This window comes from Bradyrhizobium sp. CCBAU 11361 (assembly GCF_028128935.1).
GTDB lineage: Bacteria > Pseudomonadota > Alphaproteobacteria > Rhizobiales > Xanthobacteraceae > Bradyrhizobium > Bradyrhizobium niftali.
In genome coordinates this window covers 1-26,858 of sequence record NZ_LBJZ01000147.1, presented here as the reverse complement: position 1 = coordinate 26,858, position 26,858 = coordinate 1, and the positions used below count along the sequence as shown (strand labels likewise).

Below are 26,858 nucleotides of genomic sequence, written 5' to 3'. Positions count from 1 at the left end.
TCGCGGCCGAGGTCTGCGACCATGCCGCGCCGGTCATGCCTAAAGACATCGCGCTTGCCAAAATCAGTCCTGCCGCCACACGCATGGTGTTGTCCTCGAGATTGATCCCGTTGTTCCGCCGTGGCTTTTCGCCTCGGCAAAACCATCCTGCCCCAAACGATCCTAGCCTAGATGGTGGGCCCTCGCCATTGCAACGGCTGTTTGGCATCCCGCCACAATTGTGCCCAACGGGATGGGGCGCGTTGCGTCAACTGTCGGCCAGTGCCTTGGCAACCGCCGTCTTGATCCGCGTATCGGTCGGCTCGATGGCGGAGGCAAACACCCCGGCGATATAGCCGTCACGCCCGATCAGGTATTTGTGGAAGTTCCAGCGCGGAACATCCTTCGGCCGCGCGTCGGCCGCCCATTTGTAGAACGGATGCGCCTTGGCGCCGACCACCGCGACCTTGGCCGCGATCGGGAAGGTAATGCCGTATTGGTGGTGCGCGGTTTCCGTGATCTCGCTCGTTCCGCCCGGCTCCTGGCCGCCGAAATCATTGGACGGCACGCCGATCACGGTGAGTCCGCGCTCGCGAAACTCGTTCCAGAGCTCTTGCAGGCCTGCATATTGCGGAGTGTAGCCGCATAGCGAGGCGGTGTTGACCACCAGCAGAGGCTTGCCGGTGAAAGCGGCGAGGCGGATGTCGTCGCCGGACAATGCTGGGAAGGAGAAGGCGTAGGCCGAGATCCGGCTCATGCCGACATCGGCGAACGCGCGCGTCATCGGCGCGACGGCGCCTGCAAGCGCTGCGACGAGCATGGTCCTGCGGTTCATCATGACGGCATCCCCCCGAAATGATCCGGGCCGCATGTTACTCCGCCGCTGCGATCGGCCTCGTCAACACCGCGTTATCTTGACGCGAACCGGCAACCACTTCGCTCGAAACGCCCTAGTACAGGCGGACGATGAAATCGGTGCCTTCGCCGGTCTCGCCCTGGTTGATGCCCTGGTCGGAGACGATGATCGAGCCGCCAGAAGTCAGCATCTCGTTGATCTTCGCGATGGTGTCGGCGGGGATCGCGATGCGGTCGAGCGCCTCGGCCGGGCTGTCCGGCGTGATCACCGGCTTTGCCGCGACCGGAATCACGGCGGCGCCACGCTGGCGGCGCGTCACGCGGCTGTCATCGTCGCGCGCGGCGGAGCGAGCGGAGACGGGCAGCGAAATCACCGACCAATGCAGTGCATTGGCGTCGGTCTTGTCGATTTCGGCGGTGAAGACATGCGTGCCGAGCGGCCGGTCGCTGGCGGCGATCGTGACCGGCGCCTCGAACAGCGGCGCGAAATTCTGCCGCACGTAGAGCTTGGAATCCTTGCGGCTGATGAAGACCGCGATCTGGCCGGCCCGCTTGGGCGCCTCCGGCTTCGCCGCCGGCATGGGATCGGCAGCGCGGCTCTCGTCCTTTTTGGCGTCCGGCGCGGGTGCCGCCGCCGTCACGGCGGCGTCAGGCTTCTTTGCGGTGCCGGCCGCTTCAGTCTTGGCAGGCTCCGCAGTCTTGGCGAGCTCCGCCTTTGCGGGCTCGGACTTCGGTGCATCTGCCGGTTCGGTCGTGGCGGTGCCGACCTTGTCGGCGAGCTTGCCGTCGGTGACCGCGGTCGCCTTGGGCGCTTCCGCGGAATCGGTCGGCTTCGCATCAGCGTTCGCCGGCCTGGCGGTTTCTTGCGATTGCAGCCTGGCCGCGTCAGACGCTTCGGCGGTTTTCGTCTCGGGCAGGGCAGGCGCTTCAACCTTGTCGGCCGGTGCGGCCGCTTCCTCGCGGGCCGGCGCGTTGCCCGTCGTGATATCCGACATCACGGTGTGGCCGACCGACGAGCGCAGCTCGAGCACGCTGTCGGCGCTGGCGGTCCTGGTCTCGAGCGGTTTGGCTTCAGTGACCTTGGCTTGTGCCGCGCCCTTGTCGGCCTTGTCGGCGGTATTGGTCTGAGGCTCGACGCTGGCCGCAGGCTGCGGCGGCACGCGCACTGAGGCGAGCAGAGGATGCGAGAAGTTTTGTGGTGACATCTGGCCGGGCGTGACGATCACGCGCGCGCCCATCTTGGTCCAATTCCACATCTTCACCGCGAACGCCATCGGCATGCGGATGCAGCCATGCGAGGCCGGATAACCCGGCAGCACGCCGGCATGCATGGCGACGCCGGACCAGGTGATCCGCTGCATGAACGGCATCGGCGCGCCGCTATAGATGTTGGAGTGGTGGAATTTGTGCTTCTGGATGACGCTGAACACGCCCATCGGCGTCGAATGGCCCTTCATGCCTGTCGACACCGGGGATTCCGCGAACACGCCGTTGGTGTCGTAGATCGTCACCTTCTGCCGGTCGATCGAGACGACGATGACGAGCGGCCCTTGCGGCTTGGTGCCGACTTCCTTCTCGGCAACCCCGTTCTTGCCGGCCGCGCCGCGCTTCTGCGGCTTCTGGCGTGCGACTTCGGGATGCCGATCCTGCCGGGAGACGTAGGACCCGTCGGAATAATCCGTCCAGTAGTAAAATGCTGCTTCCGCCTGGCTTGCCGTACCGATTGCGCCCGCCGCCGTCAAAATGGCGACCTGCCACAGCCGCATCGGCTTTGCAGCAGAACCGGACCCGTTCACGCTATTCATCCTCGAATCCATAATCCAAATCAGACATTAGTCTCGCAGAGGGGATACGCGTTCACCAGCAAGGCAGTTCTGCCATCAGCTACATTTGTCCAAGACGTAGCAAAAAAGCCTCACGGAGCGGTAAACGGCGGCCGCGGCGGCTTGTCCGTCGCCTTCCTGTCCGGCCGTCGCATCCCTACATTGCGGGCATTCGTTACCGGAGAACTTCATGTCATCTCGTTTCCCCGGTCTTTCCGGCATCCGCTTGAAAGGCCTTGCTTTATTCCTCCTGGCTCTAGCCGTGCCGATGGCTTCCGCCCTGGCTGCCGACGAGCCGGATCTGATCTTCCGTCGCTCGACCGTCTTCAAATGGGTCAGCCCGAACGACAAGCTCGCGACCTACGGCCTCGACGATCCCGAGGTGGAAGGCGTCGCCTGTCATTTCACCGTGCCGGAGAAGGGTGGTTTCAAGGGCTGGCTCGGCCTTGCCGAGGAGGTCTCGGACATCTCGCTCGCCTGCCGCCAGGTCGGTCCGATCAAGTTCAAGACCAAGATGGAGCAAGGCGACGACATGTTCCGCCAGCGCCGCTCGCTGTTCTTCAAGAAGATGCAGATCGTGCGCGGCTGTGACGTCAAGCGCAACGTCCTGGTCTACATGGTCTATTCGGACAAGCTGATCGAGGGGTCGCCGAAGAACTCGACCTCGACCGTGCCGATCATGCCGTGGGGACCGGCGGACGCCAACGTCCAGAAGTGCGGCGAGTTCTTCACTCAGTGACGCCGTGTGCGTTCACTCAGTGACGCCGTTGCGTTCGCCGGGTGACGTGTTTGCGTTCACTCGGTGACGGCAGCGCGGCTGACGCGCGGTTTTGCGAGATGCGAGCCGGTCAGCCGCACGAACATCTGCGGCGCGGCTTCAAAGCCGCGGCTCGATTGCAGCGCCATCTCGCCTGGCGAGGTGGCGAGGCTGCGAACAGCTCGTTGATCTCCGCGGTCCGTCCACTGGTCCGCCTCGCGCGTCGTTGCGCGATCTTGCGCCATCATGATGGCCATCCCTCACGTGATCGCGCCCGGTGATCCGGGCGTCTCGGTTTCGATGGCTTGGGTCGCAGCCGAAGCGCCCCCGGTTCGACAGGGCCCAACCTTCGTTTGGCTTCTCTTCAGCAGAAAAACGTAAAACGCGTGTGAAGCGCGCAAGGCGCACGCATGACGGCCGCCATGCCCTACGCATATCCGCGCTGGAACAAGGACTTGCCGGGTTCCCTTGAGCTGCGGTGCAACCTGACTGAAATGATTGGCATTTTCCGAGAATTGTTTCGTCGCGTCGGACCGGACGAAACAATTCTCACGGAGATGAAACCATTTTCCGTCTTTGGCGCATCACGCGCGAAACCACCCATGGTTATCAGCTTCACAACGACGACGGCGCAGCGCCGGCGGCGGAATCGAGGGACAAGACCATGCGCGCACTCAGCTTTATCCTTGCTTTTGGTTTCGTCCTCGCCGGTTCCTCGTTCGCGGGCGCGCCCGACGGCAATCTGCCCGGGATCGGCACCTTCCAGTACAGCGGCTCGCCGGTCATCGCCCCGGCACCGCAGCCGATCGTGGTCGCCGCGCGCTTCTGATCGCCAACAAGAAAATCAGCCGGCAAAGGCCATCATGCTCCTTCGTTTCTGCGCCGCAGTGCTCATTTCCCTCGTGACCATCATGTCCGTACAGGCGCAGGTGCGCGCGCCCTCCAGGATCCCCGACCCTCGCGGCGAATTCGTCCGTCAGTGCGCGCCGCGCATGCTCGGGCGCTGGGAACATCCGGAAGAAGTTTGCGGCTGTCTGCATGACCATGCCGCCGCCGTCGTCGAGGACCGCGATCTGCGTGAGGCACTGTTGCGGGGCATCAGCGAAACCGGCGTGCCGACGATCGAGACCGATTGGGTGCCGACGTCCAAGCAGGGCGAGATCGGCCCGACCTTCACCAAGATCGCCAAGCCCACCTTGCAGTGCATGTTCGATCCGGCGAAGTAGCCTCTCAGGTCATCATTTCGATTTTGGACCGTGCCGCGGCACGCAGGAACTCGTGCGCGAGATGCCCTTGTCGGTCATCTTCGCGCCGCGCACTTCCTTGACCTGTCCGGCCGGGCAGGTTCCGTCATCCACCAGCACACGCTGGCCCAATTTGAGATCCACGACGTCCTGCTCGCGCCCGACGGTGCCTGCGCGTGCCGTCGAGGCGAGCGCGATGGCGATCAGGAGCGAGAGGCAGGCTGCGCGGCGGAGTGACATGATGAGGGCTCCCGGAATCGATGCCGCAATGTAGGGATCGGTCGGCGATTCTGATAGCGAAGCTTCGTCACGCTCGCCGCGCCGATCTGCCGTTCACGCGCAACGCCGCACGCGATTCCCGCGCGAGCCGTTCCGCGGATGCCACGAGCTTCGGAACTGCGTGCCCCGAAAATCCGAGCACGAAGCCGGGCAGGGGGCGTGCGCGCGAATAGGTGTCGGCCAACAGCCAGCCTTCCGCGCCGGCCGCCTGCTTCGCCTCTGCCGCGACCGAAAGATCGACCGATGGATCGAACCTTGCGACAAGATGCAGGCCCTGCGACGGCACCGGCACGGACAGCACACCGTCGGATCTGGCTTCCAGCGTCTCGGCCAGCGCGTCGCGTGCCTCGCGATAGAGCTTTCGCACCCGCTTCAGGTTTGCGGCAAAGGCGCCGGAGTTGAGCATGTCGGCCACAGCGCCCTCCATCAGAGTGCCGGGAAAGCGGTCGAGCGCAGCGCGCGCGGCCGTCACGTCGGCGATCAGGCGCTCGGGCAGGGCGCAATAGCCGATGCGCAGGCCCGGAAACAGCGTCTTGGCGAACGTGCCCATGTAGATCACGCGCTGGAGATGATCGATGCCGGCCAGTGACATCAGCGGCGCGCCGTCATAGCGGAACTCGCTGTCGTAATCGTCCTCCAGCACGAAGGCGCCGGCCTGCCTGGCCCAGTCGAGCAGCTCGAGCCGCCGCGGCATCGACATCTGCACGCCCAGTGGAAACTGGTGCGACGGCGTCACATAGGCCGCGCGCGCGGACGGCGCCGCCATGCGGCCCTTGGCGATACGCATCCCGTGCTCGTCGACGGGGACGGCCACGGCGCGATAGCCGCAATGCGCGATCGTCTTGCGTGCGGTGGGATATCCCGGGTCCTCGCACCAGACCTGGTCGCCCGCCTTCAGGATCGCGCTCAGCACGATGCGCAGCGCGTGCAGCGTGCCTGACGTCAGCATGATCTGGTCGGGGTTGCAGCGCAGGCCGCGCGCCGACAGCAGATGATCGGCAATCGCCGCACGCAGTTCGCGGCTGCCGCGCGGATCGCCATAGTGCAGATGCTCGGTCCCGAAGGCGCGCATGCGCCGGCCGACAAAGGCGCGGAAGCGCTGTACGGCGCGCTCGTCGATATGGGTGCAGCCAAGCGCGAACGCGCCTTGCCGCGGCGCTTCGACAGTCGCCTTCGGCTTCTTCGGCTCGGCCGCGCGTGACGGGATGCGTGCGGCGACGAAGGTGCCGGAGCCGACGGTGGCTTCCGCAAAGCCGTCGGCGATCAGGCGTTCATAGGCGGTGACGACGGCGTTGCGGCGGAAGCCCGTTTGCCGCGCCAGCGTCCGCGAGGGCGGCAGCGGCTCGCCGGGCTTGACGAGGCCTGAGACGATCATCTCGCACAGTGCCTGGTACAGCCGGTGCGCCGCGGACGCGCCGGCCGTGATGTGCGCCCCGGTGAGGTCGAGCGGCAGTTCGGCCTTGGCGGGCGAGGGGGAATTGGTCGGAATTTTTTGCATGGAATTGGCACTATCGCAGACCAAATCGGCCGCTACAACTGCTCTGGAATTGTTCCAATCCGCAACAGGAGCGGCCGTGAGCCAGACCGAGACTTCAAATTCCTATCCGACGTCAGCGCGCAACCAGGTGAAGCGCCGTCACGACCGCGGCTTCTACGATCACGACACGGTTCATCGCATCCTGGATTCCTCGATGCTCTGCCACGTCTCCTACGCGATCGACGGGCAGCCCTATTGCACGCCGACCTTCTTCTGGCGCGAGGGGACGAAGCTCTACTGGCACGGCTCGAGCGCCAGCCGCATGCTGCGCAACCAGACCAGGGGCGAGCGCGTCTGCCTCACGGTCGCCCATCTCGACAGCCTCGTGCTGGCGCGCTGCGGCTTCAATCATTCCGCCGATTATCGCGCGGTGATGGCGTTCGGAACGGCCTATCTCGTCACCGACCCCGAGGAGAAGGAGCGGGCGGTGATCGCCATGGTCGACCGCTTTTTCCCTGACCGCACCGCCAGCCTGCGGGCGAGCAACACGCAGGAGATCAAGGCGACCTCCTTCATCGCCATGGAGATCGAGGAGGCCTCGGCCAAGATCCGCGCCAAGGGGGTTGCCGACGACGACGAGGACTATGCGTTGCCGATCTATGCCGAGCGCATTCCCGTGCGCACCGTGCTCGGCGCGCCGGAGCCGTGCCCGCGCCTGCTAGACGGCGTGACGCGCCCTGCCACGCTCAATGGCTATTCGGAAGGCCGCCTGCTCGAAGATGCATTGCGGGATGCTTATTTTGTGGAGTACCCGAACGGCTGAAATCGGCTAGCTTGCGCGCTCCTTGGGACCATTCGAATGCCTGGAGTTGCCTGATGAATGCCGAAACGCAGCAGAGGATTCTTGGCGCCGTCGATGCCGGCTTCGAAGCCCAGCTTGCGACCACCCGCGATTTCGTTGCGATCCCCTCGACCCGCGGGGCCGAGGGGCCGTGCCAGGACATGATCGGCGACCTCCTGCGCGCGCGCGGCTACGAGGTCGACGACTGGCACATCAATGTCGACGATTTGAAGGATCTGCGCGGCTTCGGTCCGATCGAGCATGATTTCTCCAAGGCGCGCTCGGTGGTCGGCACCTACCGTCCGCAAACCAATGGCGGCAAATCGCTGATCCTCCAGGGCCACTGCGACGTGGTGCCGGCAGGTCCGCTGGAATTGTGGGACACGCCGCCATTCTCGCCCGTTATCAAGGACGGCAAGATGTTCGGCCGCGGTGCCTGCGACATGAAGTCGGGCACGATCGGCGCACTCTATGCGCTGGATGCGATCAAGGCCGCGGGCCTCAAGCCGACGGGGCGGATTCACTTCCAGTCCGTCATCGAGGAGGAGAGCACCGGCGTCGGCGCGCTCTCGACGCTCCAGCGCGGCTACCGCGCGGACGCCTGCTTCATCCCGGAGCCGACCGCCGGCAAGATGGTGCGCTCGCAGGTCGGCGTGATCTGGTTTCGTCTGCGCGTGAAGGGCCATCCGACCCATGTCGCGTTCGCCGGCTCCGGCTCCAACGCGATCATGGCGGCCTATCATCTGGTCCATGCGCTGCAAAAGCTCGAGATCGAATGGAACGAGCGGGCGAAGGCCGATCGCCATTTTGGGACGATCAACCACCCCATCAACTTCAACCCCGGCATCATCAAGGGCGGGGATTGGGCCTCCAGCGTGCCGGCCTGGTGCGACGTCGACTGCCGCATCGCGATCCTGCCGGGCTGGTCGGTGGCCGATCACCAGAAGGAGATTTTGGCCTGCGTCACTGCTGCCTCGCGCAACCACCGCTTCCTCGCCAACAACCCGCCGGAGGTCGAATGGTCCGGCTTCCTGTCGGAAGGCTATGAGCTGACCGACGCGGCAGCGCCCGAGGCCGCATTCGGCAAGGCCTTCAACAAGGTCTATGGCGGCGCGGTCGAGGACCTCGTCTTCACCGCGCTCACCGACACCCGCTTCTACGGCCTCAATCACGGCATCCCGAGCCTCTGCTTCGGCGCCAGCGGCGGCGAGATGCACGGCTTCAACGAATACGTTGATCTGGCGTCGCTGAAGAAGACGACCAAGGCCATGGCGCTGTTCATCGCGGAGTGGTGCGGGGTGGAGAAGGCGTAGGTCTCTCGACCGTCATTGCGAGGAGCTCTTGCGACGAAGCAATCCAGACTGCCCCCGCGGAAAGATTCTGGATTGCTTCGCTGCGCTCGCAATGACGGAGTGTGCTGCCAGACCCTCATCCTGAAGAGCGCGGAACGCGCGGTGGCCTCACCCTTCGAGACGCCGCTGCGCGGTTCCTCAGGGTGAGGGGAGATATATTGCCGGTTCGTGCGACTGCTGCCCAATCCACCGGCGCACCCAAATACTTTAAGCTTAAAATAAAGACTAGGATGGGGCCGTTCCCGGTGGCAGACTGGCGCCTGATTTGTCCGCTGCACCCGAAGGGCGAAGGCGGATCGCAAGGCCTTGAGTCCGCCGAGGGAGTAACGATGCGCGATTGGGATGACGCTTACGCCAATTCGGCCCATATCCCGGGCTCGGACAAGATGCCGGCGCAGTGGGCGGAGCGGGCGGCGGCCTACCGTGCCGGACTGAAGGATTTTCGCGCCGACATCGCCTATGGCGCCGGTGAACGCCAGCGCCTCGACCTGGTCCTGCCCGACGGCGACAGCAAGGGGCTCGTCGTCTTCGTCCATGGCGGCTACTGGATGCGCTTCGACAAGTCGACCTGGACCGATCTTGCCGAAGGCGCGCGGCACCATGGCTGGACCGTGGCGCTGCCGAGCTACACGCTGACGCCGGCTGCGCGCATCTCCGAGATCACCGCTGAGATCACCGCCGCGATCGCAATAGCGGCCTCGCTTGTCGCAGGTCCGATCCACCTCGCCGGTCACTCGGCCGGCGGCCATCTCGTCACGCGCATGCTGTGCGATGACAGCCGGCTGGAGCCCGCCGTCTACAGCCGCATTGCCGGCACGCTCTCGATCAGCGGCCTGCACGACCTGCGTCCGCTGCTCAAGACCAAGATGAACGAGACGCTGGGCATGACCATGGAGGAAGCGACGCTCGAAAGCGCGGCGCTGCATTTGCCGCGTGGGCATTCGCCCGTGACCGCCTGGGTCGGCGGCGGCGAGCGCCCCGAATTCATCCGCCAGTCCGACCTGATGGCCAATGTCTGGACCGGTTTCGACGTGCCGACGCGCCTCGTCGTCGAGCCGGCGCTGAACCATTTCACCGTGATCGACGGGCTCAAGGATCCGTCGTCGCAGATCACCGCGCGCCTGATCGGCCTCGACTGAGCAGGCCGGGTATGATCGATCGAGAGGGCCAGCCATGACGTCTAGCGATTACGATCCTGCAAGCGAAGGCGCCGAGACCGATTTCGCCCGGCGCATGTCCTATGGCGATTATCTGGCGCTGGATGCGATCCTCGGCGCGCAGCATCCGCTGTCGGAGGCGCATGACGAGATGCTGTTCATCATCCAGCATCAGACCACCGAGCTGTGGATGCGGCTCGCCATCCACGAGCTCAGCGCCGCGCGCCGTGCCATCGCCCGGGACGAGGTGCAGCCCGCGATGAAGATGCTGGCGCGGATGTCGCGCATCTTCGAGCAGCTCAATAACGCCTGGGACGTGCTGCGCACCATGACGCCGAGCGAATACACGCGCTTTCGCTCGCAGCTCGGGCAGTCCTCCGGCTTCCAGTCACGCCAGTACCGGCTGATCGAATATCTGCTCGGCAACCGCAACCACGCCATGCTGAAGCCGCACGCGCACGATGTCGAGACGACGAAGCTGCTCGAAGCCGAGCTCGCGACGCCGAGCCTCTATGACGAGGTGCTGCGTCTCGCCGACCGCAACGGGCTCAAGATGCCGGCCGCAGTGCTATCGCGCGATGTCCGCGAGACCCACAGCTTCAACGAAGGCGTGCTGCAGGCCTGGCGTATCGTCTACCAGGCGCCGGAGACGCACTGGATGCTCTACGAGCTCGCCGAGAAGCTGGTCGACTTCGAGGACTATTTCCGGCGCTGGCGCTTCAACCACGTGACGACGGTCGAGCGGGTCATCGGCTTCAAGCGCGGCACCGGCGGCACCGGCGGCGTCAGCTATCTCAAGCGCATGCTGGAGATCGAGCTGTTCCCCGAACTCTGGCGCGTCCGCACCATTCTCTAGAGATGTCCATGACCAAGTCGAAGCTTCGCGTCTATGACGACACCAGGGCGCTGTTCCATCTGCCTGACGGCGTGATCTATCTCGACGGCAATTCACTCGGCGCGCTGCCGCTGGGCGTTGCCGAGCGCGTCAACCGCGTCATCACCACCGAGTGGGGCAACGAGCTGATCCGTGCCTGGAACAGCGCGGGCTGGTATGCCCAGCCGCGCCATGTCGGCGATCGCATTGCCCGGCTGATCGGCGCGGAAGCCGGCTCGGTGATGATCGGAGACACGCTGTCGCTGAAGGTCTACCAGGCGCTCGCCGCTGCGCTCGACATGAACGCATCGCGCAAGGTCGTCCTGTCAGACACCGGCAATTTCCCGACCGACCTCTACATGGCCGAAGGCCTGATCGCGACGCTCGGGCGCGGGCATCAATTGCGCCTGGTCGCGCCGGAGGGGATCGAGGCTGCGTTGTCGGAGGAGATCGCGGTCCTCTACATCACGGAGGTCGATTACCGCACCGGTCGCCGCCACGACATGGCGAAGCTGACGGAAAAAGCCCATGCGCTCGGCATCGTCACGGTCTGGGATCTTGCCCATTCGGCCGGCGCACTGCCGGTCGATCTCGCCGGCTCAGGTGCCGATTTCGCCGCGGGATGCACCTACAAATACATCAACGCCGGTCCCGGCGCGCCGGCCTTCCTCTACGTCGCGCCGCGCCACGCCGACAGCGCGCGCGCCGCGCTGTCGGGCTGGATGGGCCACGCAAAGCCGTTTGCGTTTGAGCTCGCCTATGTCGCCGCCGGCGGCATCGAGCGCATGCGCGTCGGCACCCCGCCGGTGCTGGCGATGGCGGCGCTGGAGGCTTCGCTCGACATATGGGACCGCGTCGATATCGCCGAGGTCCGCGCGCGCTCGCTCGACTTCGGCGATCTCCTGATCGCCGAAGTCGAGCGCCGCTGCCCGTCCTTAGAGCTGGTGACCCCGCGTGCGCATGAGCGCCGCGGCTCGCAAGTCTCCTTCGCCTTCGATGGCGGCTACGCCGCCATGCAGGCCCTGATCGCCCGCGGCGTCATCGGCGATTTCCGCGCCCCGGACATCATGCGCTTCGGCATCACGCCGTTGTATATCGGCGAGGCCGAGGTGATGAGGGCGGCCGAGATCATCGAGGAGGTGATCGCAGGCGAGGTGTGGCGGCGGCCGGAATATCAGGTCGTGAATGCGGTGACGTGAGAAAGGGTGTCTGGCTCGACGTCATTGCGAGGAGCCCTTGCGACGAAGCGATCCAGAGTCGTTCCGCGGAGACGCTCTCGATTGCTTCGCTTCCGCCGTCGCTCTTCGAGCTATGGCGGACGAGTCGCTCGCAATGACGGAGGAAAGATCAGGAGCGTTCCCCCCACAGCGCCTGCACGATCGCATCCAGCCCATCTGTCAGCGCCGCAGGTCCCGGCTGCAGGATGATCGGCGACTTGATCTCGACGATGCGGTTGTCGCGCACGGCCGGAATCTCGCTCCAGCCGTCGCGCGCGCGGATGCGGGCGGGGACGACTTTCTTGCCGCACCATGATGCGAGGATCACGTCGGGGGCTGCCTTACGCACGTCGTCCGCCGAGACGATACGATCCTTCGCCGCCTGCCGATGCCGCAACTCCGGAAAGACATCCTCAGCCCCGGCGATCTCGATCAGCTCGGACACCCAGCCGATACCGGAGATCAACGGATCGTCCCACTCCTCGAAATAGACCTTTGGCCGCGGCGAGGGGCGGGACGTTGCGGCGATCGCGGCGAGGCGCTGTTCGAATCCTTGGGCGAGTTCCTCGGCGTGCTTGGCGGCGCCGACCAGAGCACCGAGAGTCCGGATCATCGCCAGGATTCCCGCAAGGTCGCGCTGATTGAAGACGTGGACATCGACGCCGGCGCGAACGAGATCCGCGACGATACCGGCCTGAAGATCGGAGAAGGCGAGCACGAGATCCGGTTCCAGCGCCAGGATCTTTGGAATGTCTGCCGATACGAAGGCCGACACCCGTGGCTTCTCGCGCCGCACCTGGGGCGGGCGCACGGCGTAGCCGGAGACGCCGACGATGCGGTCCTGCTCGCCGAGCAGATAGAGCGTTTCGACCGTCTCTTCGGTCAGGCAGACGATGCGGCGGGGAGGGAAGTGACGCATGGGAGCAGCATATGCACAAATGCGGGCGTCGATGTCAGCATGGCCATTACCTCGGACGTCATTGCTTAGCCGCGCGAAGCAATTCACGCTGAGACAACAACGAATTGGGAGGATATCCGATGACGCCGCTCGAGAAACTTAAAGCGATGAAGATGCCGTTCGCCGAGCTCAAGGGCGTCGAATTCGTCGAGGCCGAGAAGGACCGCGTGGTGGCACGGATGACCGTCAGGCCCGATCTCTGCACCCTCCACCACACCATCCACGGCGGCGCGGTGATGGCGCTGGCCGATTCCGTCGGCGCGGCGGCGACTGTGATCAACCTGCCCGAGGACGCCAAGGGCACGACGACGCTCGAGAGCAAGACCAATTTCATCGGCGGCGCCAGGGAGGGAACCACGGTCATCGCCACGGCCACCCCGGTTCACCGGGGCCGACGCACCCAGGTCTGGACCACCCGTCTCGAAACCGAGGACGGCAAGCTGGTGGCCGTGGTGACCCAGACGCAGCTGGTCCTCGTATGATTACGGGGCTTTGATTTTGTTAACGAAATAGTCGCTCCCGTGCCCGAAACTTGGGCAGGTTCCCGTCTTGAAAATTATGGTGCGATGCACAACATAGGGGTCCTAGGGATTCGAACGCCTCCTCGAGGGACACCAAGAGGAGTTTTGACGTGGTACTTGAAGAGACCGTCCGCACCGCCCCAGGCTATGTGCGGACCCTGATCCAGCAGGAAGAATTGCCGCTGCTGCGCGATCACCTGCTGAGGCTCGATGCCGAAAGCCGGCACGATCGTTTCAACGGTTTTCTCGACGACAGCTTCATCGAGCGTTACGCCGCCCGCTGTGCCGAGGACGGCACCGTGATCGTCGCCTATATCGTCGACGGCGTAGTCCGCGGTGCGGCCGAGCTGCATCCGCCGGAGCACGATTCTCTGCCCGAAGTCGCCTTCAGCGTGGAGGCTTCTGCGCGCCGCAAGGGCGTCGGCAGCGTGCTGTTCCGCCGCCTGATCGCGGAAGCGCGCTGGAAGGGCTACAAGCACCTGCGCATCACCACCGGCGCCGAGAATCACGCGATGCGGGCGCTTGCCCGGAAGTTCGGTGCGCATCTCGCCTTCCGTCACGGCGAATCGACCGGCACGATCGATCTGGCCAAGACGCCGGAAGCCGAGCTGGCCGAACTCGCAGCCGCGCCGTTCACGGCCGGGCGCGCGCTTCTCAGCTTCAACTCGACCTGCTGGAAGATCATCTCCAGCATGTACGGCAATCGCGCCGCCTGAATCAAAAAGCGGACCGGCAAAACCGGTCCGCTCTTGTATTGGGGGCGTGGATGAGGCGCTCAGGTGCCGGTGCGTGTGCCGGTGCCGAAGCGGCGGACGACGCGGCGTTCGACCACGACGGAGCGCTGTGCGCCCTGTTCGCCGGCGATCACGCGCGTGGCGGTGATGCGGCTGTTGGTGCGGGCCAGTTTCTTCACCTCGGCCTGGACGACATCGAGCGGCATCCCCATCAGAGCTGCGGCGATCTCGGCCTGCTGCTCCTGGTCGTCGGTGATGCCGACGGCGGCGAAGATCGCCTCGTCCAGGGTGGGCGGATCGTGACGCACGCGCCGCGTGCCGTACTTGGTATTCCAGTCTGCGCTCATGGGGGCCTCGTTTCGATCCGGGATACCTAGTGCCGCCTATGGTGCATTGCAATATGAATTTGGTGTGGCATCTCAGCTATTCACGACTTGCATCGATCCTGTGTCATGCCGGTGACGGAGCACCTGCGTTCACCTCGATCCGTTGCTGCGGCCAGCGCTTCAGCGCTGCATGGCCGGCCTCGGTGAGCCCGTAGATTCCCCGCTCCGTGCGTTCGAACCAGCCATACACATTGTTAAGCAAGATCTTGCCGGCATCGGGACACCGTTCGCGCAATTCGCGCACGCGCCGCGGCCCCTCGGCGAGCGCGGAGGCGCAGGCCAGCGCCTGCTGCCGGTAGGCCGTCATGATCGGCGCGCGGGTGCTGCCGCCGAGCACCGGATCGCCCTGGCGACGCTGATGCTCGGCAACGAGCCGCGAACGCTTTTTCGGCTCGCGTCGCGGCGCCGCAGTCGGCGGCTTCACCAGCACCTCGACCTGGCCGCGGTCGGTGACCCCCAGCATACCGAAGCCGAGGCGGCGACAGAGATTGCGATAGCGCGCGTCGCTCTCGCGCCCCTTGCCACGGATCGACATCTTGGCGGCAATCCAGACCTCGTCGCCCGCCGGCGCGCGGTCGACCGCCTGGAGGATCAGCTCGAGATTGAAGGCGAGCTTGAGCTCGCCGATCACCACTACCGGCGGATCGCCGGCGCTGAGGCCCACGAGATCGCAGCCGCCGATCTCGCCCTTGACCGTGAAGCCGAGCTCTTCGAGGAAACGTTTGACGGGCAGGTAGAGCGCGGTTTCCACAGGTGTTCCGATCGGAGAATCAATTCCAGCCAGTCTAGCCCGGATCGGACTCGGGGCTCTCTGCCATTTGATCGGGAACAGACGGTCCGCCGGCAAGCAGGGCATCGGCTTCAAGGGCGATCTGCGGCTCTTGGTGCCGGATTGATCACACCCGCCCGCTGACCGGGATCAGCGCGCCGGTGATGCCGCTCGCGGCATCGCCGGCGAGGAACAGGATGACTTCAGCAAGCTCCTGCGGCGTTACCCATTTGGCGAAGTCCGCTTTCGGCATGTCGGCGCGGTTGGCCTTGGTGTCGATGATCGACGGCAGCACCGCGTTCACCGTCACCTTGCCCTTCCACTCGCCGGCCAGTGCCTCGGTCAGGCGATGCACGCCGGCTTTCGACGCCGCATAGGGGCCCATGCCATTGCCGGCCTGAAGCGCGCCCATGGCGCCGATGTTGATGATGCGGCCGGCGCTGGACGCGGCGAGATGCGGCAGCGCCGCGCGCGAGGCGTTGAGCGCGGTCAGCACGTTGAGTGCATACATGCGCTGCCACGTCGTGATGTCGCCGTCGCCGACGGTCTCGAAGGCAAAGCCGCCGGCGATGTTGATCAGCGCGTCGAGCCGTCCAAAGTGCTTTGCTGCAGCATCGACCGCCGCCTTCGCCTGCGCCGCGTCGGACAGATCGACGCCGCCGATCTCGATGCGCTCGGGCGACGCTGGCATTTGCGAGGGCGCGTAATCGATGCCGGCGATCCGTGCGCCGCGAGACTGCGCGACCTCCGCAACCACTTTGCCGAGAGCGCCGAGCGCGCCGGTCACGACAATGACTTTTCCCTGCACGATGCTCTCCGTCGTTCCACTTCGCTGGGACTATTGCTCCGCTCGAATTGGACTTGCAATGGCGACGGCTTCCAAACTGGGGTACAAATGCAACTTTAGATCGTCGAGGAGGTTGTTTCATGCCTGACAATTTTCCAACCCTCGAATTTCCCGCTTCGATCGTTGATTTCAAACATCCGCTCGACAACTTCCGAACCGCGTTGGCCGGAACGGGGCCCGTACGCATCGTGGCGATGGGATCGTCTTCGACGGCCGGACTCGACAATGTCGTTGCCTATCCCGCACGGCTCGAACTGTACTTGAGAAGACACTTCAAGGATCACGATCAGCGTCCGAACATCCGGATCGACGTATTCAACCGGGGCAAGGGCGGCGAAGAAGCGAACCTGGAAGTGCCTCGGTTCAACGACGACATCTTTGCTGACAATCCATCGCTGCTACTTTGGCAAGTTGGAACCAACGCCGTTTTCCGCCAGAAGGATTTCAACTTCGATGAGGTGGTCGGCAAAATCGCAGAGGGATTGAAACTCCTGCACGACCATCCGACCATCGATGTCGTGCTGATCGATCCGCAATACACGACGGCCATGCTGTTCGACGACAACGCCGAGCCGGCCGAAAAGATGGTTTCAGCGATCCGTACCGCTGCGCAAGACGCCAAGGTCAACCTGTTCCAGCGCTGGGCGCTGATGCGGCACTGGCACGTCTACAACAGGGCGTCGTTCGAGCAGCTCGTTGCCACGGACGATGGGCTGCTGCTGCACCAGAGCGACTGGAGCACAATGCATGTCGCCCGTGCGCTTCGTTCGGCGATCCTCAAGGCCACCGGAGCCACGCAAAAATGCGGGTGCTTGATTACGACTGCAGATAACGCGCCCGCAGCGCCTCCCGCTCCGGTGGGCCAATCTTGAGCCCATCGCGCAAATAGGTTTCGAGATCGCCGTATTCCTTGCCGACGGCTTCGAACGCAGCGGTAAGGTAGGAGGCCTCGACGCTGCCGATGGCATTGCGCACGTCCTCGGGCAGGTCGATGGCAGCCGTGGCGTCGCGCCGGTAAAACTGGTTGGTCAACAGGTAGTCCTCGGCAATGACGTCATCGGAAACGCCGAGCGCATGCAGGATCAGCGCGCTGGCAAAGCCGGTGCGGTCCTTGCCGGCGGTGCAGTGGATCACGAGCGGGGCGCGGTCTTCCAGCAGATGGCCGAACAGCGCGCGAAAGCTGTGCGTGTTGTGGCGGACATAGTTGCGGTAGGACTCGCGCATGAGCTCCAGTGCGACCGGCGCGGTCAACGTGCCCCGGGCGAGTTCTGCGCGCAGGGCGGCAACAACCGTCGGCTCGATCGGCAGCGAGTGCACGGTGATCTCGTTCACGACGCAGACACCGGCCGCGCGCTCCTCCAGCCCGCGAAAATCGAATGCGCTTCTGACGCCGAGCGCGCGGACGATCTCGATGTCATCGGCGGTGAGCTGACCGAGATGGTTGGAGCGGAAGATGTGCCGCCAGCGCGTGGTGCGGCCATCGGTGGTTGGATAGCCACCGAGATCGCGGAAATTGCTGGCGCCTTGCAAGGCGAGGTGGCGGGTAGGGGAGTCGGACATCAGATATGCTTTTGTTATGTTGCCGGCGGATCATTACAGGGGGCGATCATGAACCGGCACAAGGCCATTGTTTTGGCGATCAGCATGCTGGCGGGCGGAATCTTCGGCATGCGGCCGGCCGGTGCACAGACGTTCCAGACCTACCGCTGCGCCGATGGTACGCAGTTCATCGTCGGGTTTTATGACGCGGACAAGCGCGCCTTCCTCCAGATCGACGGCGAACCCGTCACGCTCGCCAAGCGGCTGACGGTCTCGGGCGCGCGCTATTCGGGGGCGGGGGTCACGCTGAGGATCGGCAAGTCGGGAGCGACCACCGTCAAGCATCTGAAGCGGCCGGTCACGGCCTGCGCGGTGGTCGAAAAGCCCGGGCTCTAGCCGCGAGGCGATCAAGAATCAAAAAGGGCCGAAACCTCGTTGTTTCGACCCTCTTCAAACTGCTGCCGGTCGCTCCAGGGAGCGTCGCGGGATTGAACCAAACGCAGGCATTAGCGATCCCATTTCGGCTTGTCTTCGTCGACGGCCTCCTGATGGTACCAGCTTCCGCTGCAAATCGTCTCGTTCACGGGAAGCGAGAGACGGTCGGCAGGAAGGCGGGCCTCACCGTAGCGGCGTCCTCCGAGAGCCGCGCGGCCCCCGGCGGGGAATTGGTAGATCTTTGCAGATCCCTCACTCAGACCATTGTTCATCATTGCGGTATCTCCTCGGGTCGAAGCGCTTGGCCTCCATGGTGCGCCCGACTCGTTCGATTGTGGTTACTGGAATCCCCATATCGGCCGCGCGCCCCGAAATGCAAAGTGCTGAAAAGGAAATCAGATTCAGCCCATTTTCTAGGCAGCGTGCTTTCTGCATCCTCCAAGGCACCAGCTTGGTGACTAACGCTTGGGCCATTGCGAAGGTTGCTGGCGACGGGGCGATGACTTTGCGAATATTGCCGGACGTTGATGCGCGTTTCATCGGCAACCTCCGGCGCAGGTCGGGCTGCTCCAGAATCAGGCGTTTTCCGCGGGATTTTTGCGGTGCAGCTTCACGCAAAGGTGCGCCGCTATGACGCACGCCGTTGTGGACGCCCAGCCGGCGGCGGGGAGAGTCCGGCGGCAGGGGAAAACCTTCCGTAGTGCGGCCTTTTGGCACGTAAAATGCTTGTAAGCGGTCGGCCGATGGTGGCCGGGTACAAACGTGCGGGGGCCCCAGGGCCCCCAACCTTTCGCATCATCTACAGAGAGGCTCAATGACCAAGTACAAGCTCGAGTACATCTGGCTCGACGGATATACGCCGACTCCGAACTTGCGCGGCAAAACTCAGATCAAGGAATTCGCGTCGTTCCCGACGCTCGAGCAGCTTCCGCTCTGGGGCTTCGATGGCTCCTCCACCCAGCAGGCCGAGGGCCACAGCTCCGATTGCGTGCTGAAGCCGGTTGCCGTCTTCCCGGACGCTGCCCGCACCAACGGCGTGCTCGTGATGTGCGAAGTCATGATGCCCGATGGCAAGACCCCGCACGCCTCCAACAAGCGCGCCACCATCCTCGACGATGCCGGCGCCTGGTTCGGCTTCGAGCAGGAATACTTCTTCTACAAGGACGGCCGTCCGCTCGGCTTCCCGGCTTCGGGTTATCCGGCGCCGCAGGGCCCGTACTACACCGGCGTCGGCTTCTCGAACGTCGGCGACGTCGCCCGCAAGATCGTCGAAGAGCATCTCGACCTCTGCCTCGCGGCCGGCATCAACCATGAAGGCATCAACGCGGAAGTCGCGAAGGGCCAGTGGGAATTCCAGATCTTCGGCAAGGGCTCCAAGAAGGCCGCTGACGAAATGTGGATGGCCCGCTACCTGATGCTGCGCCTGACCGAGAAGTACGGCATCGACATCGAGTTCCACTGCAAGCCGCTCGGCGACACCGACTGGAACGGCTCCGGCATGCACGCCAACTTCTCGACCGAGTACATGCGCACGGTCGGCGGCAAGGAGTACTTCGAGGCCCTGATGGCCGCGTTCGACAAGAACCTGATGGACCACATTGCCGTCTACGGCCCGGACAACGACAAGCGTCTGACCGGCAAGCACGAGACCGCGCCGTGGAACAAGTTCAGCTACGGCGTGGCCGACCGCGGCGCTTCGATCCGCGTGCCGCACTCCTTCGTCAACAACGGCTACAAGGGCTATCTGGAAGACCGTCGCCCGAACTCGCAGGGCGACCCATACCAGATCGCTTCGCAGATCCTGAAGACGATCGCGTCCGTGCCGGCCGAGAAGAAGGCGGTCGCCTAAGATCCTCCCGGCCCGGGCTGGGGGGCTTGCCCGGGTTGGCTTTCGATCCGCCGGAGCTGAAAGGCTCCGGCGGATTTTTGCATTTTGATGACGGGCGTTCCTGTGGCCTGTCGACCCCGGCGGCGTGAAACTTGTCCATCGCCATCGAAAGCGGGATAGAGTGTTACTGGATGCGCGCAGGGCCGGGGACGGCTGGTGTTTGAGGGTTTCTACAAGGTGCGGTTTCAGCTCGGCGACGCCGTTGGCCGGAGCGTGATGCATGCCGGCAATGGCAAGATGCTCGGCGGCAATTCGGCCTTCGCCCATATCGGCACCTACGAGAAGACCGACGACGGCGTCGACATCGTCATCAAGACCGTCCGCCACAACCCCGATCCGAACTACCGCGCCATGGCTGGCACCGATGATGCGACCTTGCTGGCGAAAGGCTGGGCCGACGGCGATCTCTATCGTTTCAAGGGCGAGCTGAAGGAGTTGCCGGGCGTTCCCTTTCAGTCGGTGATGACGCCGATCACCGAGGACGAGGTGCCGATCGCCGGCGGCGTCGGCGAGGGCGGTATCGGTGATGGCCTCTATTCGATCCACCTGCGCATGCTCGACGGCGTCGATGGCGGTCTCACCGGCGTGATGCTGCTCAACCAGGGCCGCATTCTCGGCGGCGATGCCTCGTTCTACTATCTCGGCAGCTACACCGCCACGAACGGCCGCTGGAAGGGCCAGATCCTCAATCAGGAGCACACGCCGGCCAAGGATGATCCGATCTTCGGCGGCCACGAGGTCGGCATCGGCTTCTCCGGCAGCTACGACGCGGAGCAGGCGGTGCTTGAGGCAACGGCGCTTGCGGGCAAGCGCAGCCTGCGCCTGACCGCCGCGCTCAAGCTGATGCACCGCGCCTGATCTCATCCGGGAATACACATGGAAAAGTCCATCCGCATGCTTTCGACGCTCGGCCTGATGGGCGCGATGCGCAGCCTGTCGTCCGCCTTCGAGACCGCCAGCGGCATCCACATCGATGCCGACTTCGCGCCGACCCTGGCGCTGCTCAAGCGGCTGCGCGACGGCGAGGCCGCCGATCTCGTCATCCTCACGCGCGAGGGGCTCGATGAGGTGATCGGCGAGGGCCGTGTGACCGCCGAGAGCGCAGCCGATCTCGCGCGCTCCTTCGTCGGCATTGCCGTGCTTGCGGGGCAGGCGCATCCCGACATTGCGACCGAAGCTGCGCTGCGCAAGACGCTGCTTGCGGCGCGATCCGTCGCCTATTCGCGGCTGGGGGCGAGCGGCGTGTACTTCGCCCAGCTGATCGTGCGGATGGGGATCGCCGCCGAGATCAACGCCAAGGCCACCATCGTCGAACAGGGCTTTACCGCCGAGCGGCTCGTCAGCGGCGAGGCGGATCTGGCCGTGCAGCAGATCAGCGAGCTGAAGCAGGTCGACGGCATCGAAGTGATCGGGCCGGTTCCGCACGATTTGCAGACACCGGCCGTGTTCTCCGCCGGCCGCATGGCGAACGCGAAACATGCCGAAGCCGCGGACCGGTTGCTGCGCTACCTCGCATCGCCGGAAGTCGTGCCCGTTCTGCGTCAATCGGGACTCGAGCCTTGAATTTGCCGGAGCTGGGACGCAACGTGGTGTCCATGCGGACCTATCTTCTTGCCATTCTCCTCGCGCTTGCCGCGCCCTTCGCAGCGCATGCTCAGTCGGCCGACCTCGTCCTGTGCGACCGGGTTGCGGCCGATCCCAGCGATCCCGACAAGCCGGCTGACGTGAAGGGCGTGGCGGAGATCGCTGCCTCCGACGTCGCGACCGCCATCAAGTTCTGCAAGCAGGCCGCGCCATCTTCGCGGCGTGCGATGTTCGCGCTCGGCCGTGCCTATGCCGCCAACCGGCAGACGGCGGAGGCGATCGCCGCCTGGCGCAAGGCTGCGGACAAGGGATCGAGCGCGGCCATGGTCGAGCTCGGCGTGCTCTACGGCACCGGCGCCGGCGTCGCCAAGGACGAAGCGCAGGCGCGCAAACTGTTCGAGAAGGCGGCGCAGGCAGGCAATCCCCGCGGCGTCAGCAATCTTGCCGCGCTCGGCGGCGCCGGCGGTGGCGCGCCCGCCGATCCCGCGCAGGCGCGCGCGCTGCTGGGCAAGGCCGCCGAGACCAACGCGGAGGCGCAGTACCAGCTCGGCCTGATGCTCTCCGATGGCACGGGCGGCGCGCAGGACGACGTCGCGGCGCGCGCGCTGTTCGAGAAGGCGGCCGCGCAAAACCATCCCGGCGCGCTGGAGCGGATGGGCGCATTCGCACAGGAAGGCCGCGGCGGCGCGAAGGACAAGGATGCCGCGAAAGCCTACTACGAGCGTGCCGCAGCGCTTGGCGACGAAGACGCCAAGAAGGCATTGGAGCGGCTGCGCTGCCCCTACGCGATCAAGGACAAGCAGGGCAAGCTCGTCACCACGCTGTGCTTCTAAAGCGCGATGAGATCGCGCTTTAGAATTATTGTTTGAGCATGATCTTTTCGGAAAACCGCTGCCCACTTTTCCGGATCATGCTGTAGCTCACTTGTAGTAGTAGGCGACGTTGTTGCGGGCGTCGCGATAGGTCGTCTCGAGAAAATCAGGATACTGCGCCGCCGCCCGCGCCACGGCGCGCACGACGCAGGTCCAGAAATCCCCATCCCAGCTGAAATGGGTGAAGGTCGCGTCCTCGAATTTGACCGCGGTGACGATGGCCTGCCTGATCGCGGCGTCATCGGCGCGCGGATGGGCGCGCTTCAGGTAGCCGAACATCGGCCCTTCATGGGCATGGTCGCGATCTCTGCGGTATTTCGCGCTGATCTGCTCCGGCGTGAGGGTGCGATTGAGGCGAACCTCTTCGGCGGTCGGGCGCCCTTCGATCGAATCCAGCCGGTAACGCCGGCACCATATTTCGAAGGCGGCATCGAGCAGCGGCTGCTTCGCGGCGCTCGCGACGATGGCAGCGATCTGCGTGTCAGCTGATGGCTCCGTCTGATCCATGCCGCTTTGTCGCGCGCTCGTGCCGACGGGTTCGAAGGCGCTGTCGAAGGGAAGGAACCAGCTCGGGCAAGCGCTGTTGAGATGACAACAAGCGGGAGGCCCGATCATGATCCGCAAACTGGCATCCGGCGAGTATCGCCTTTACTCACGCAAGGTGAATCCGAAGACCGGCAAGCGTCGCAACCTCGGCACCTTCAAGAGCCGCGCGGCGGCCGCGAAGCACGAGCGCGAGGTGCAGTATTTCAAGCGTCACTAGCGCGTGGCGAGAGGGCCGCGACCACGCAAGACAAAAAAGTCGAAAAACAACCCCATGCACAGTAGCCGGGGCGCTGAAATCACAACGAAATCATTGATTGCGGATTTTGCGAAATACGTTTGACCCGTCGGGCAAAACAGGGGCATGATGGCATCATGCAGCGAAAGGTCCGGCGAGCGGCCCCTGCGCGAAAAAGCCGGATGGAACCGATGCGGCGGCAGTGCTAGGTAGCTTGCGATTCTTTTCCGATTTTGCGGGTTCAAGGCGTTGCTCAACGGTCTCTACAAGGTTGAATACGGCGTTGGCGGTGCGTTCGGCCGCAGCATCATGTGCATGCACAATGGCAAGATGCTGGGCGGCAATTCCGCCTTCGCGCATCTCGGGACCTATGAGGTCAGGGACGGCGCGATCGAGGCCAATGTCATCACCGAGCGCCACAACGACGATCCCAATTACAAGCCGCTGATGGGCACCGATGTCGCCGCGATCAAGGTGCGCGGCCGGACGGAGGGATCGACGATCCTGTTCGAGGGCAACGCCGATCCGGTGCCGGGCAGCGTGTTCTGGGCCAACCTCGCGCCGCTCGACGACGAGGCGCTGCCGCCGCGCGGCACGGTCGGCCCCGGCGGTATCGCCAACGGGCTGTACTCAATCCACATCCGCGCGCTCGACGGGATCGATGCCGGGCTGTCCGGCGTGATGCTGCTGATGGACGGCCGCATCCTCGGCGGCGATGCGTTCTTCTACTATCTCGGCTCCTATTCCTCGGCGGATGGCCGCTGGAAGGGCGAGATGCTGAACCAGGAGCACACGCCGGCGAAGGACGAAAATCCCGTCTTCGGCGGCTATGAGGTCGGGATCGGATTCTCCGGAACCTGCACGGCCGATCGCGGCGAGCTCGAGGGCATTGCGCTCGCCGGCAAGCGCAGCCTGCGCCTTGCGGCCTCGCTCAAGCTGATGCGAAGGGCGTAGGGCGGATACTCATAGAAACCACGTCTGCTGTCCTGAAAAGCGGACGTCGAAGGTGTGCTGGATCAACGGCGTCCTTGGGCCAACAGCGGGTGGACTGCCGCCAGGTCGCGCCTGTTGCGCGGGTTAGCAGCGCAATTTTCGTCCGCTGGTTGCATAGATGATGATTCTGATATAGTTTTACGCTGATTTTGAGTTTTTACTTTTTTGCCTGTCAATTTTACTTACCGGATATCGGTAATGAATTACCAGAACGTCGACAGAATTGCTGTCGGTATGCGTTTCAGGATGAGCGAGCTTGGTGCCGCTCGATGCCCAGAGATTGCCGACCGGAGTGGTATCGTCATTGACGTGAGCCGTCGCACCACGGGCATCACCGTGCTGTTCGATGGCGCCCGAAGACCAACTTGCCTGCACAGGGACTTCATATCGCCCATCTCGGATGGTCAGGTCACCGCACCTTCTATCGCTTCAGACGAATGAGGGTCCGCGATGTTTTCAAAACCGCGCGAATGGTCGAGGCACGAGGCGCAGCGATTGACGACTCTTGCGCGTCAGAAAACCTGCGCCGGCGACATCGCCCGTGAGCTTGATCGCCATGTCACTTCAGTCAGGAAGAAGGCACGCGAACTCGGCTTGCTGCTCCCGAAGCGGGCCGACGTCTCGCGACCACGTGGGAAGTGAAATCACTCAAAGTGGCGCATCGCACGCCACCGCCGCCTGCGACGGTATTCGTTAGGTAGAGCTCTGACGTAGGCGCGCTGCAAATGTATTCCCCTTGGCAGCCACGCGGGGCGCAATGCCGCGCATGATGTCGCCAGCGGATGGGGCATCAACGGACCTCACGGTTTGCGGCTCGGACGGCGCGCTTCGGGCCGGACGCGGACAGCGAACTGGCTGTCAGCGGGCACGAAGCGCCGTTTCGGGACGAATTCCAGCAAGCTGGCGTGACCGGCGAGGCGGAATCCGGGCCCGGCCGGGCTTCCCCTTGGGACCGGCATGGCCTATGACGCTGCAACGCAAAAATTCCCCCAAAATGACCTCATGATCCGCCTCGACAACGTCAGCAAGCAAGCCGGCCACCAGATCCTGTTCATCGAAGCCTCCGCCGCCCTCAACAAGGGCGAGAAGATCGGGCTCGTCGGCCCGAACGGCGCGGGCAAGACCACGCTGTTCCGTATGATCGCCGGTGAGGAGCTGCCGGACGAAGGGCAGGTCTCGACCGATCGCGGCATCACCATCGGTTATTTCAATCAGGACGTCGGCGAGATGAGCGGCCGCAGCGCCGTGGCCGAGGTGATGAACGGCGCCGGCCCCGTCAGCGAGGTCGCGGCCGAGTTGCGCCAGCTCGAGGCTGACATGGCCGACCCTGACAAGGCTGACCAGATGGACGAGATCATCGCGCGCTATGGCGAGGTGCAGCACGCCTTCGAGGAACTCGACGGCTATGCGCTCGACGGCCGCGCGCGCGAGGCGCTATCCGGTCTCGGCTTCAGCCAGGAGATGATGGACGGCGACGTCGGAAAACTCTCCGGCGGCTGGAAGATGCGCGTGGCGCTGGCGCGTATTCTTTTGATGCGGCCCGACGTCATGCTGCTCGACGAGCCGAGCAACCATCTCGATCTGGAAAGCCTGATCTGGCTGGAGAAATTCCTGCACGACTATGAGGGCACGCTCTTGATGACCTCGCATGACCGCGAGTTCATCAACCGCGTGATCTCCAAGGTGATCGAGATCGATAGCGGCTCGCTGACGACCTATACCGGCGATTACGAATTCTACGAGCAGCAGCGCGCGCTGAACGAGAAGCAGCAGCAGGCGCAGTTCGAGCGCCAGCAGGCCATGCTCGCCAAGGAGATCAAGTTCATCGAGCGCTTCAAGGCGCGTGCCTCGCATGCAGCCCAGGTGCAGAGCCGGGTGAAGAAGCTCGACAAGATCGAGCGGGTCGAGCCGCCGCGTCGCCGCCAGACGGTGGCGTTCGATTTTCCGCCGGCACCGCGCTCGGGCGAGGACGTCGTGGCGCTCAAGAGCGTCCACAAGGGCTATGGCAACAAGCGCATCTATGACGGTCTCGATTTCATGATCCGCCGTAGGGAGCGCTGGTGCGTGATGGGCGTCAACGGCGCCGGCAAGTCGACGCTGCTCAAGCTCGTCGCGGGCGCCAGCGAGCCGGACGAGGGCACGGTGGCAGTCGGCGGCAGCGTCAAGATGGGCTATTTCGCCCAGCACGCCATGGACCTGCTCGACGGCGAGCGCACCGTGTTCCAGTCGCTGGAAGACGCGTTTCCGACCGCGGGGCAGGGCTCGTTGCGCGCACTCGCCGGCTGCTTCGGTTTCTCCGGCGACGACGTCGAAAAGCGCTGCCGCGTGCTCTCGGGCGGCGAGAAGGCGCGTCTCGTGATGGCAAAAATGCTGTTCGATCCGCCGAACTTCCTGGTGCTGGACGAGCCGACCAACCATCTCGACCTCGCCACCAAGGAGATGCTGATCACGGCGCTGTCGGATTTCGAGGGCACCATGCTGTTCGTCTCGCACGACCGGCACTTCCTGGCGACACTGTCGAACCGGGTGCTGGAGCTGACGCCCGAAGGCATCCACCAGTTTGGCGGCGGCTACACGGAGTATGTCGCGCGCACGGGGCAGGAAGCGCCGGGGTTGCGGAGCTAGTCATCTGGAACGCAAGTTCGTCACATTAGTTGATAGCTCGAATCTCTACACAGGAGAGAGCTCGTGGCGAA

Annotated in this window: 33 protein-coding genes; 20 read left to right on the top strand and 13 right to left on the bottom strand. The window is 64.4% G+C overall.

Translation table 11 applies throughout. From position 1 onward, the window contains the following. Window positions 1–247 precede the first annotated feature (247 nt). Window positions 248–817: a glutathione peroxidase gene (locus tag XI08_RS12765; RefSeq protein WP_271574650.1), complete on the bottom strand. Its 570-nt coding sequence runs from the start codon at window positions 815–817 to the stop codon at window positions 248–250. 112 nt (window positions 818–929) lie between these two features. Then, window positions 930–2,639, bottom strand: a complete 1,710-nt coding sequence (locus tag XI08_RS12760; protein ID WP_271574649.1) for a L,D-transpeptidase family protein — start codon at window positions 2,637–2,639, stop codon at window positions 930–932. A gap of 208 nt (window positions 2,640–2,847) precedes the next feature. Here XI08_RS12760 and XI08_RS12755 point away from each other — a divergent pair, with 208 nt between their 5' ends. Then, window positions 2,848–3,396: a CreA family protein gene (locus XI08_RS12755; RefSeq protein WP_271574648.1), complete on the top strand. Its 549-nt coding sequence runs from the start codon at window positions 2,848–2,850 to the stop codon at window positions 3,394–3,396. Window positions 3,397–3,452: 56 nt separating this feature from the next. On the opposite strand, the gene XI08_RS12750 is transcribed toward XI08_RS12755, so the two are convergent. Next, a complete protein-coding gene (locus tag XI08_RS12750; RefSeq protein WP_271574647.1) occupies window positions 3,453–3,662 on the bottom strand; it encodes a hypothetical protein in 210 nt (69 codons plus the stop codon). A gap of 416 nt (window positions 3,663–4,078) precedes the next feature. On the opposite strand from XI08_RS12750, the gene XI08_RS12745 reads away from it, so the two are divergent. Then, window positions 4,079–4,243, top strand: coding sequence for a hypothetical protein (locus tag XI08_RS12745; protein ID WP_167770588.1), 165 nt, complete (start codon window positions 4,079–4,081; stop codon window positions 4,241–4,243). Between the two features lie 34 nt (window positions 4,244–4,277). Beyond that, window positions 4,278–4,640: a hypothetical protein gene (locus tag XI08_RS12740; protein ID WP_271574646.1), complete on the top strand. Its 363-nt coding sequence runs from the start codon at window positions 4,278–4,280 to the stop codon at window positions 4,638–4,640. Window positions 4,641–4,652: 12 nt separating this feature from the next. On the opposite strand, the gene XI08_RS12735 is transcribed toward XI08_RS12740, so the two are convergent. Together XI08_RS12735 and pdxR are read right to left on the bottom strand one after the other, a co-directional pair. Further along, complete coding sequence (locus tag XI08_RS12735; RefSeq protein ID WP_271574645.1) at window positions 4,653–4,898, bottom strand: DUF6719 family protein; 246 nt, start codon at window positions 4,896–4,898, stop codon at window positions 4,653–4,655. Between the two features lie 67 nt (window positions 4,899–4,965). Further along, complete coding sequence (gene pdxR, locus XI08_RS12730; protein WP_271574644.1) at window positions 4,966–6,435, bottom strand: MocR-like pyridoxine biosynthesis transcription factor PdxR; 1,470 nt, start codon at window positions 6,433–6,435, stop codon at window positions 4,966–4,968. 76 nt (window positions 6,436–6,511) lie between these two features. Between pdxR and XI08_RS12725 the strand changes: the two genes are divergently transcribed. From XI08_RS12725 to kynU, 5 genes are all read left to right on the top strand, one after another. Continuing rightward, window positions 6,512–7,237, top strand: a complete 726-nt coding sequence (locus XI08_RS12725) for a pyridoxamine 5'-phosphate oxidase family protein (protein ID WP_027542923.1) — start codon at window positions 6,512–6,514, stop codon at window positions 7,235–7,237. A gap of 53 nt (window positions 7,238–7,290) precedes the next feature. Then, window positions 7,291–8,568: an ArgE/DapE family deacylase gene (locus tag XI08_RS12720; protein WP_271574643.1), complete on the top strand. Its 1,278-nt coding sequence runs from the start codon at window positions 7,291–7,293 to the stop codon at window positions 8,566–8,568. A 368-nt stretch (window positions 8,569–8,936) separates the two neighbouring features. After that, window positions 8,937–9,746: an alpha/beta hydrolase gene (locus tag XI08_RS12715; protein ID WP_271574642.1), complete on the top strand. Its 810-nt coding sequence runs from the start codon at window positions 8,937–8,939 to the stop codon at window positions 9,744–9,746. Window positions 9,747–9,780: 34 nt separating this feature from the next. Then, window positions 9,781–10,620, top strand: a complete 840-nt coding sequence (gene kynA, locus XI08_RS12710; RefSeq protein ID WP_271574641.1) for a tryptophan 2,3-dioxygenase — start codon at window positions 9,781–9,783, stop codon at window positions 10,618–10,620. Window positions 10,621–10,622: 2 nt separating this feature from the next. Next, entirely contained in the window at window positions 10,623–11,837 is a 1,215-nt protein-coding gene (gene kynU, locus XI08_RS12705) for a kynureninase (protein WP_271574640.1), read from the top strand. 148 nt (window positions 11,838–11,985) lie between these two features. Here the strand turns inward: kynU and XI08_RS12700 are convergent, their stop codons facing one another. Further along, window positions 11,986–12,774 (bottom strand): cobalamin-binding protein, encoded by a 789-nt coding sequence (locus tag XI08_RS12700; RefSeq protein WP_271574639.1) that lies wholly within the window; start codon window positions 12,772–12,774, stop codon window positions 11,986–11,988. Between the two features lie 119 nt (window positions 12,775–12,893). On the opposite strand from XI08_RS12700, the gene XI08_RS12695 reads away from it, so the two are divergent. Both XI08_RS12695 and XI08_RS12690 read left to right on the top strand, forming a co-directional pair. Further along, a complete protein-coding gene (locus XI08_RS12695; RefSeq protein ID WP_271574638.1) occupies window positions 12,894–13,295 on the top strand; it encodes a PaaI family thioesterase in 402 nt (133 codons plus the stop codon). Window positions 13,296–13,444: 149 nt separating this feature from the next. Continuing rightward, a complete protein-coding gene (locus tag XI08_RS12690) occupies window positions 13,445–14,050 on the top strand; it encodes a GNAT family N-acetyltransferase (RefSeq protein ID WP_027542487.1) in 606 nt (201 codons plus the stop codon). 59 nt (window positions 14,051–14,109) lie between these two features. Here XI08_RS12690 and XI08_RS12685 read toward each other — a convergent pair whose 3' ends face one another. From XI08_RS12685 to XI08_RS12675, 3 genes are all read right to left on the bottom strand, one after another. Continuing rightward, window positions 14,110–14,415, bottom strand: a complete 306-nt coding sequence (locus tag XI08_RS12685) for a hypothetical protein (protein WP_027542488.1) — start codon at window positions 14,413–14,415, stop codon at window positions 14,110–14,112. 103 nt (window positions 14,416–14,518) lie between these two features. Next, window positions 14,519–15,205 carry a DUF2161 domain-containing phosphodiesterase gene (locus tag XI08_RS12680; protein ID WP_027542489.1) on the bottom strand — a complete coding sequence of 229 codons (687 nt, stop codon included), beginning with the start codon at window positions 15,203–15,205 and terminating at the stop codon, window positions 14,519–14,521. A gap of 145 nt (window positions 15,206–15,350) precedes the next feature. Continuing rightward, on the bottom strand, window positions 15,351–16,031 hold the full coding sequence (locus XI08_RS12675) for an SDR family oxidoreductase (RefSeq protein WP_271574637.1): 681 nt from the start codon (window positions 16,029–16,031) through the stop codon (window positions 15,351–15,353). Window positions 16,032–16,150: 119 nt separating this feature from the next. On the opposite strand from XI08_RS12675, the gene XI08_RS12670 reads away from it, so the two are divergent. Then, entirely contained in the window at window positions 16,151–16,942 is a 792-nt protein-coding gene (locus tag XI08_RS12670; protein ID WP_271574636.1) for an SGNH/GDSL hydrolase family protein, read from the top strand. On the opposite strand, the gene XI08_RS12665 is transcribed toward XI08_RS12670, so the two are convergent. Then, window positions 16,887–17,630 carry a tyrosine-protein phosphatase gene (locus XI08_RS12665; RefSeq protein ID WP_271574635.1) on the bottom strand — a complete coding sequence of 248 codons (744 nt, stop codon included), beginning with the start codon at window positions 17,628–17,630 and terminating at the stop codon, window positions 16,887–16,889. The two genes, XI08_RS12670 and XI08_RS12665, sit on opposite strands and share 56 nt — an antisense overlap. A gap of 48 nt (window positions 17,631–17,678) precedes the next feature. On the opposite strand from XI08_RS12665, the gene XI08_RS12660 reads away from it, so the two are divergent. Continuing rightward, window positions 17,679–18,005, top strand: a complete 327-nt coding sequence (locus XI08_RS12660) for an MliC family protein (protein ID WP_271574634.1) — start codon at window positions 17,679–17,681, stop codon at window positions 18,003–18,005. A gap of 110 nt (window positions 18,006–18,115) precedes the next feature. Here the strand turns inward: XI08_RS12660 and XI08_RS12655 are convergent, their stop codons facing one another. Beyond that, a complete protein-coding gene (locus XI08_RS12655; RefSeq protein WP_025575434.1) occupies window positions 18,116–18,319 on the bottom strand; it encodes a DUF2735 domain-containing protein in 204 nt (67 codons plus the stop codon). Next, window positions 18,297–18,761 (bottom strand): hypothetical protein, encoded by a 465-nt coding sequence (locus XI08_RS12650; RefSeq protein ID WP_271574633.1) that lies wholly within the window; start codon window positions 18,759–18,761, stop codon window positions 18,297–18,299. The genes XI08_RS12655 and XI08_RS12650 overlap by 23 nt, the downstream gene beginning before the upstream one ends. 97 nt (window positions 18,762–18,858) lie before the next feature. On the opposite strand from XI08_RS12650, the gene XI08_RS12645 reads away from it, so the two are divergent. The 4 genes from XI08_RS12645 (at window position 18,859) to XI08_RS12630 (ending at window position 22,349) form a co-directional block, all read left to right on the top strand. Beyond that, window positions 18,859–19,893, top strand: a complete 1,035-nt coding sequence (locus XI08_RS12645) for a glutamine synthetase beta-grasp domain-containing protein (protein WP_025575433.1) — start codon at window positions 18,859–18,861, stop codon at window positions 19,891–19,893. A gap of 195 nt (window positions 19,894–20,088) precedes the next feature. Next, complete coding sequence (locus XI08_RS12640; RefSeq protein ID WP_027542494.1) at window positions 20,089–20,790, top strand: GrlR family regulatory protein; 702 nt, start codon at window positions 20,089–20,091, stop codon at window positions 20,788–20,790. 18 nt (window positions 20,791–20,808) lie between these two features. Beyond that, the gene (locus XI08_RS12635) at window positions 20,809–21,495 is read left to right on the top strand and encodes a substrate-binding domain-containing protein (RefSeq protein WP_271574632.1); all 687 of its coding nucleotides are present in this window, start codon (window positions 20,809–20,811) and stop codon (window positions 21,493–21,495) included. 32 nt (window positions 21,496–21,527) lie between these two features. Then, window positions 21,528–22,349: a tetratricopeptide repeat protein gene (locus XI08_RS12630; RefSeq protein ID WP_271574631.1), complete on the top strand. Its 822-nt coding sequence runs from the start codon at window positions 21,528–21,530 to the stop codon at window positions 22,347–22,349. An 87-nt stretch (window positions 22,350–22,436) separates the two neighbouring features. On the opposite strand, the gene XI08_RS12625 is transcribed toward XI08_RS12630, so the two are convergent. Further along, entirely contained in the window at window positions 22,437–22,895 is a 459-nt protein-coding gene (locus tag XI08_RS12625) for a hypothetical protein (protein WP_271574630.1), read from the bottom strand. 106 nt (window positions 22,896–23,001) lie between these two features. Between XI08_RS12625 and XI08_RS12620 the strand changes: the two genes are divergently transcribed. From XI08_RS12620 to XI08_RS12605, 4 genes are all read left to right on the top strand, one after another. Then, a complete protein-coding gene (locus XI08_RS12620; RefSeq protein WP_271574629.1) occupies window positions 23,002–23,151 on the top strand; it encodes a hypothetical protein in 150 nt (49 codons plus the stop codon). Window positions 23,152–23,418: 267 nt separating this feature from the next. Then, the gene (locus tag XI08_RS12615) at window positions 23,419–24,123 is read left to right on the top strand and encodes a GrlR family regulatory protein (RefSeq protein WP_271574628.1); all 705 of its coding nucleotides are present in this window, start codon (window positions 23,419–23,421) and stop codon (window positions 24,121–24,123) included. A gap of 237 nt (window positions 24,124–24,360) precedes the next feature. Beyond that, a complete protein-coding gene (locus XI08_RS12610; protein ID WP_271574627.1) occupies window positions 24,361–24,603 on the top strand; it encodes a hypothetical protein in 243 nt (80 codons plus the stop codon). 561 nt (window positions 24,604–25,164) lie between these two features. Then, window positions 25,165–26,787 carry an ABC-F family ATP-binding cassette domain-containing protein gene (locus XI08_RS12605; protein ID WP_271574651.1) on the top strand — a complete coding sequence of 541 codons (1,623 nt, stop codon included), beginning with the start codon at window positions 25,165–25,167 and terminating at the stop codon, window positions 26,785–26,787. The last annotated feature ends 71 nt before the right edge of the window (window positions 26,788–26,858 follow it).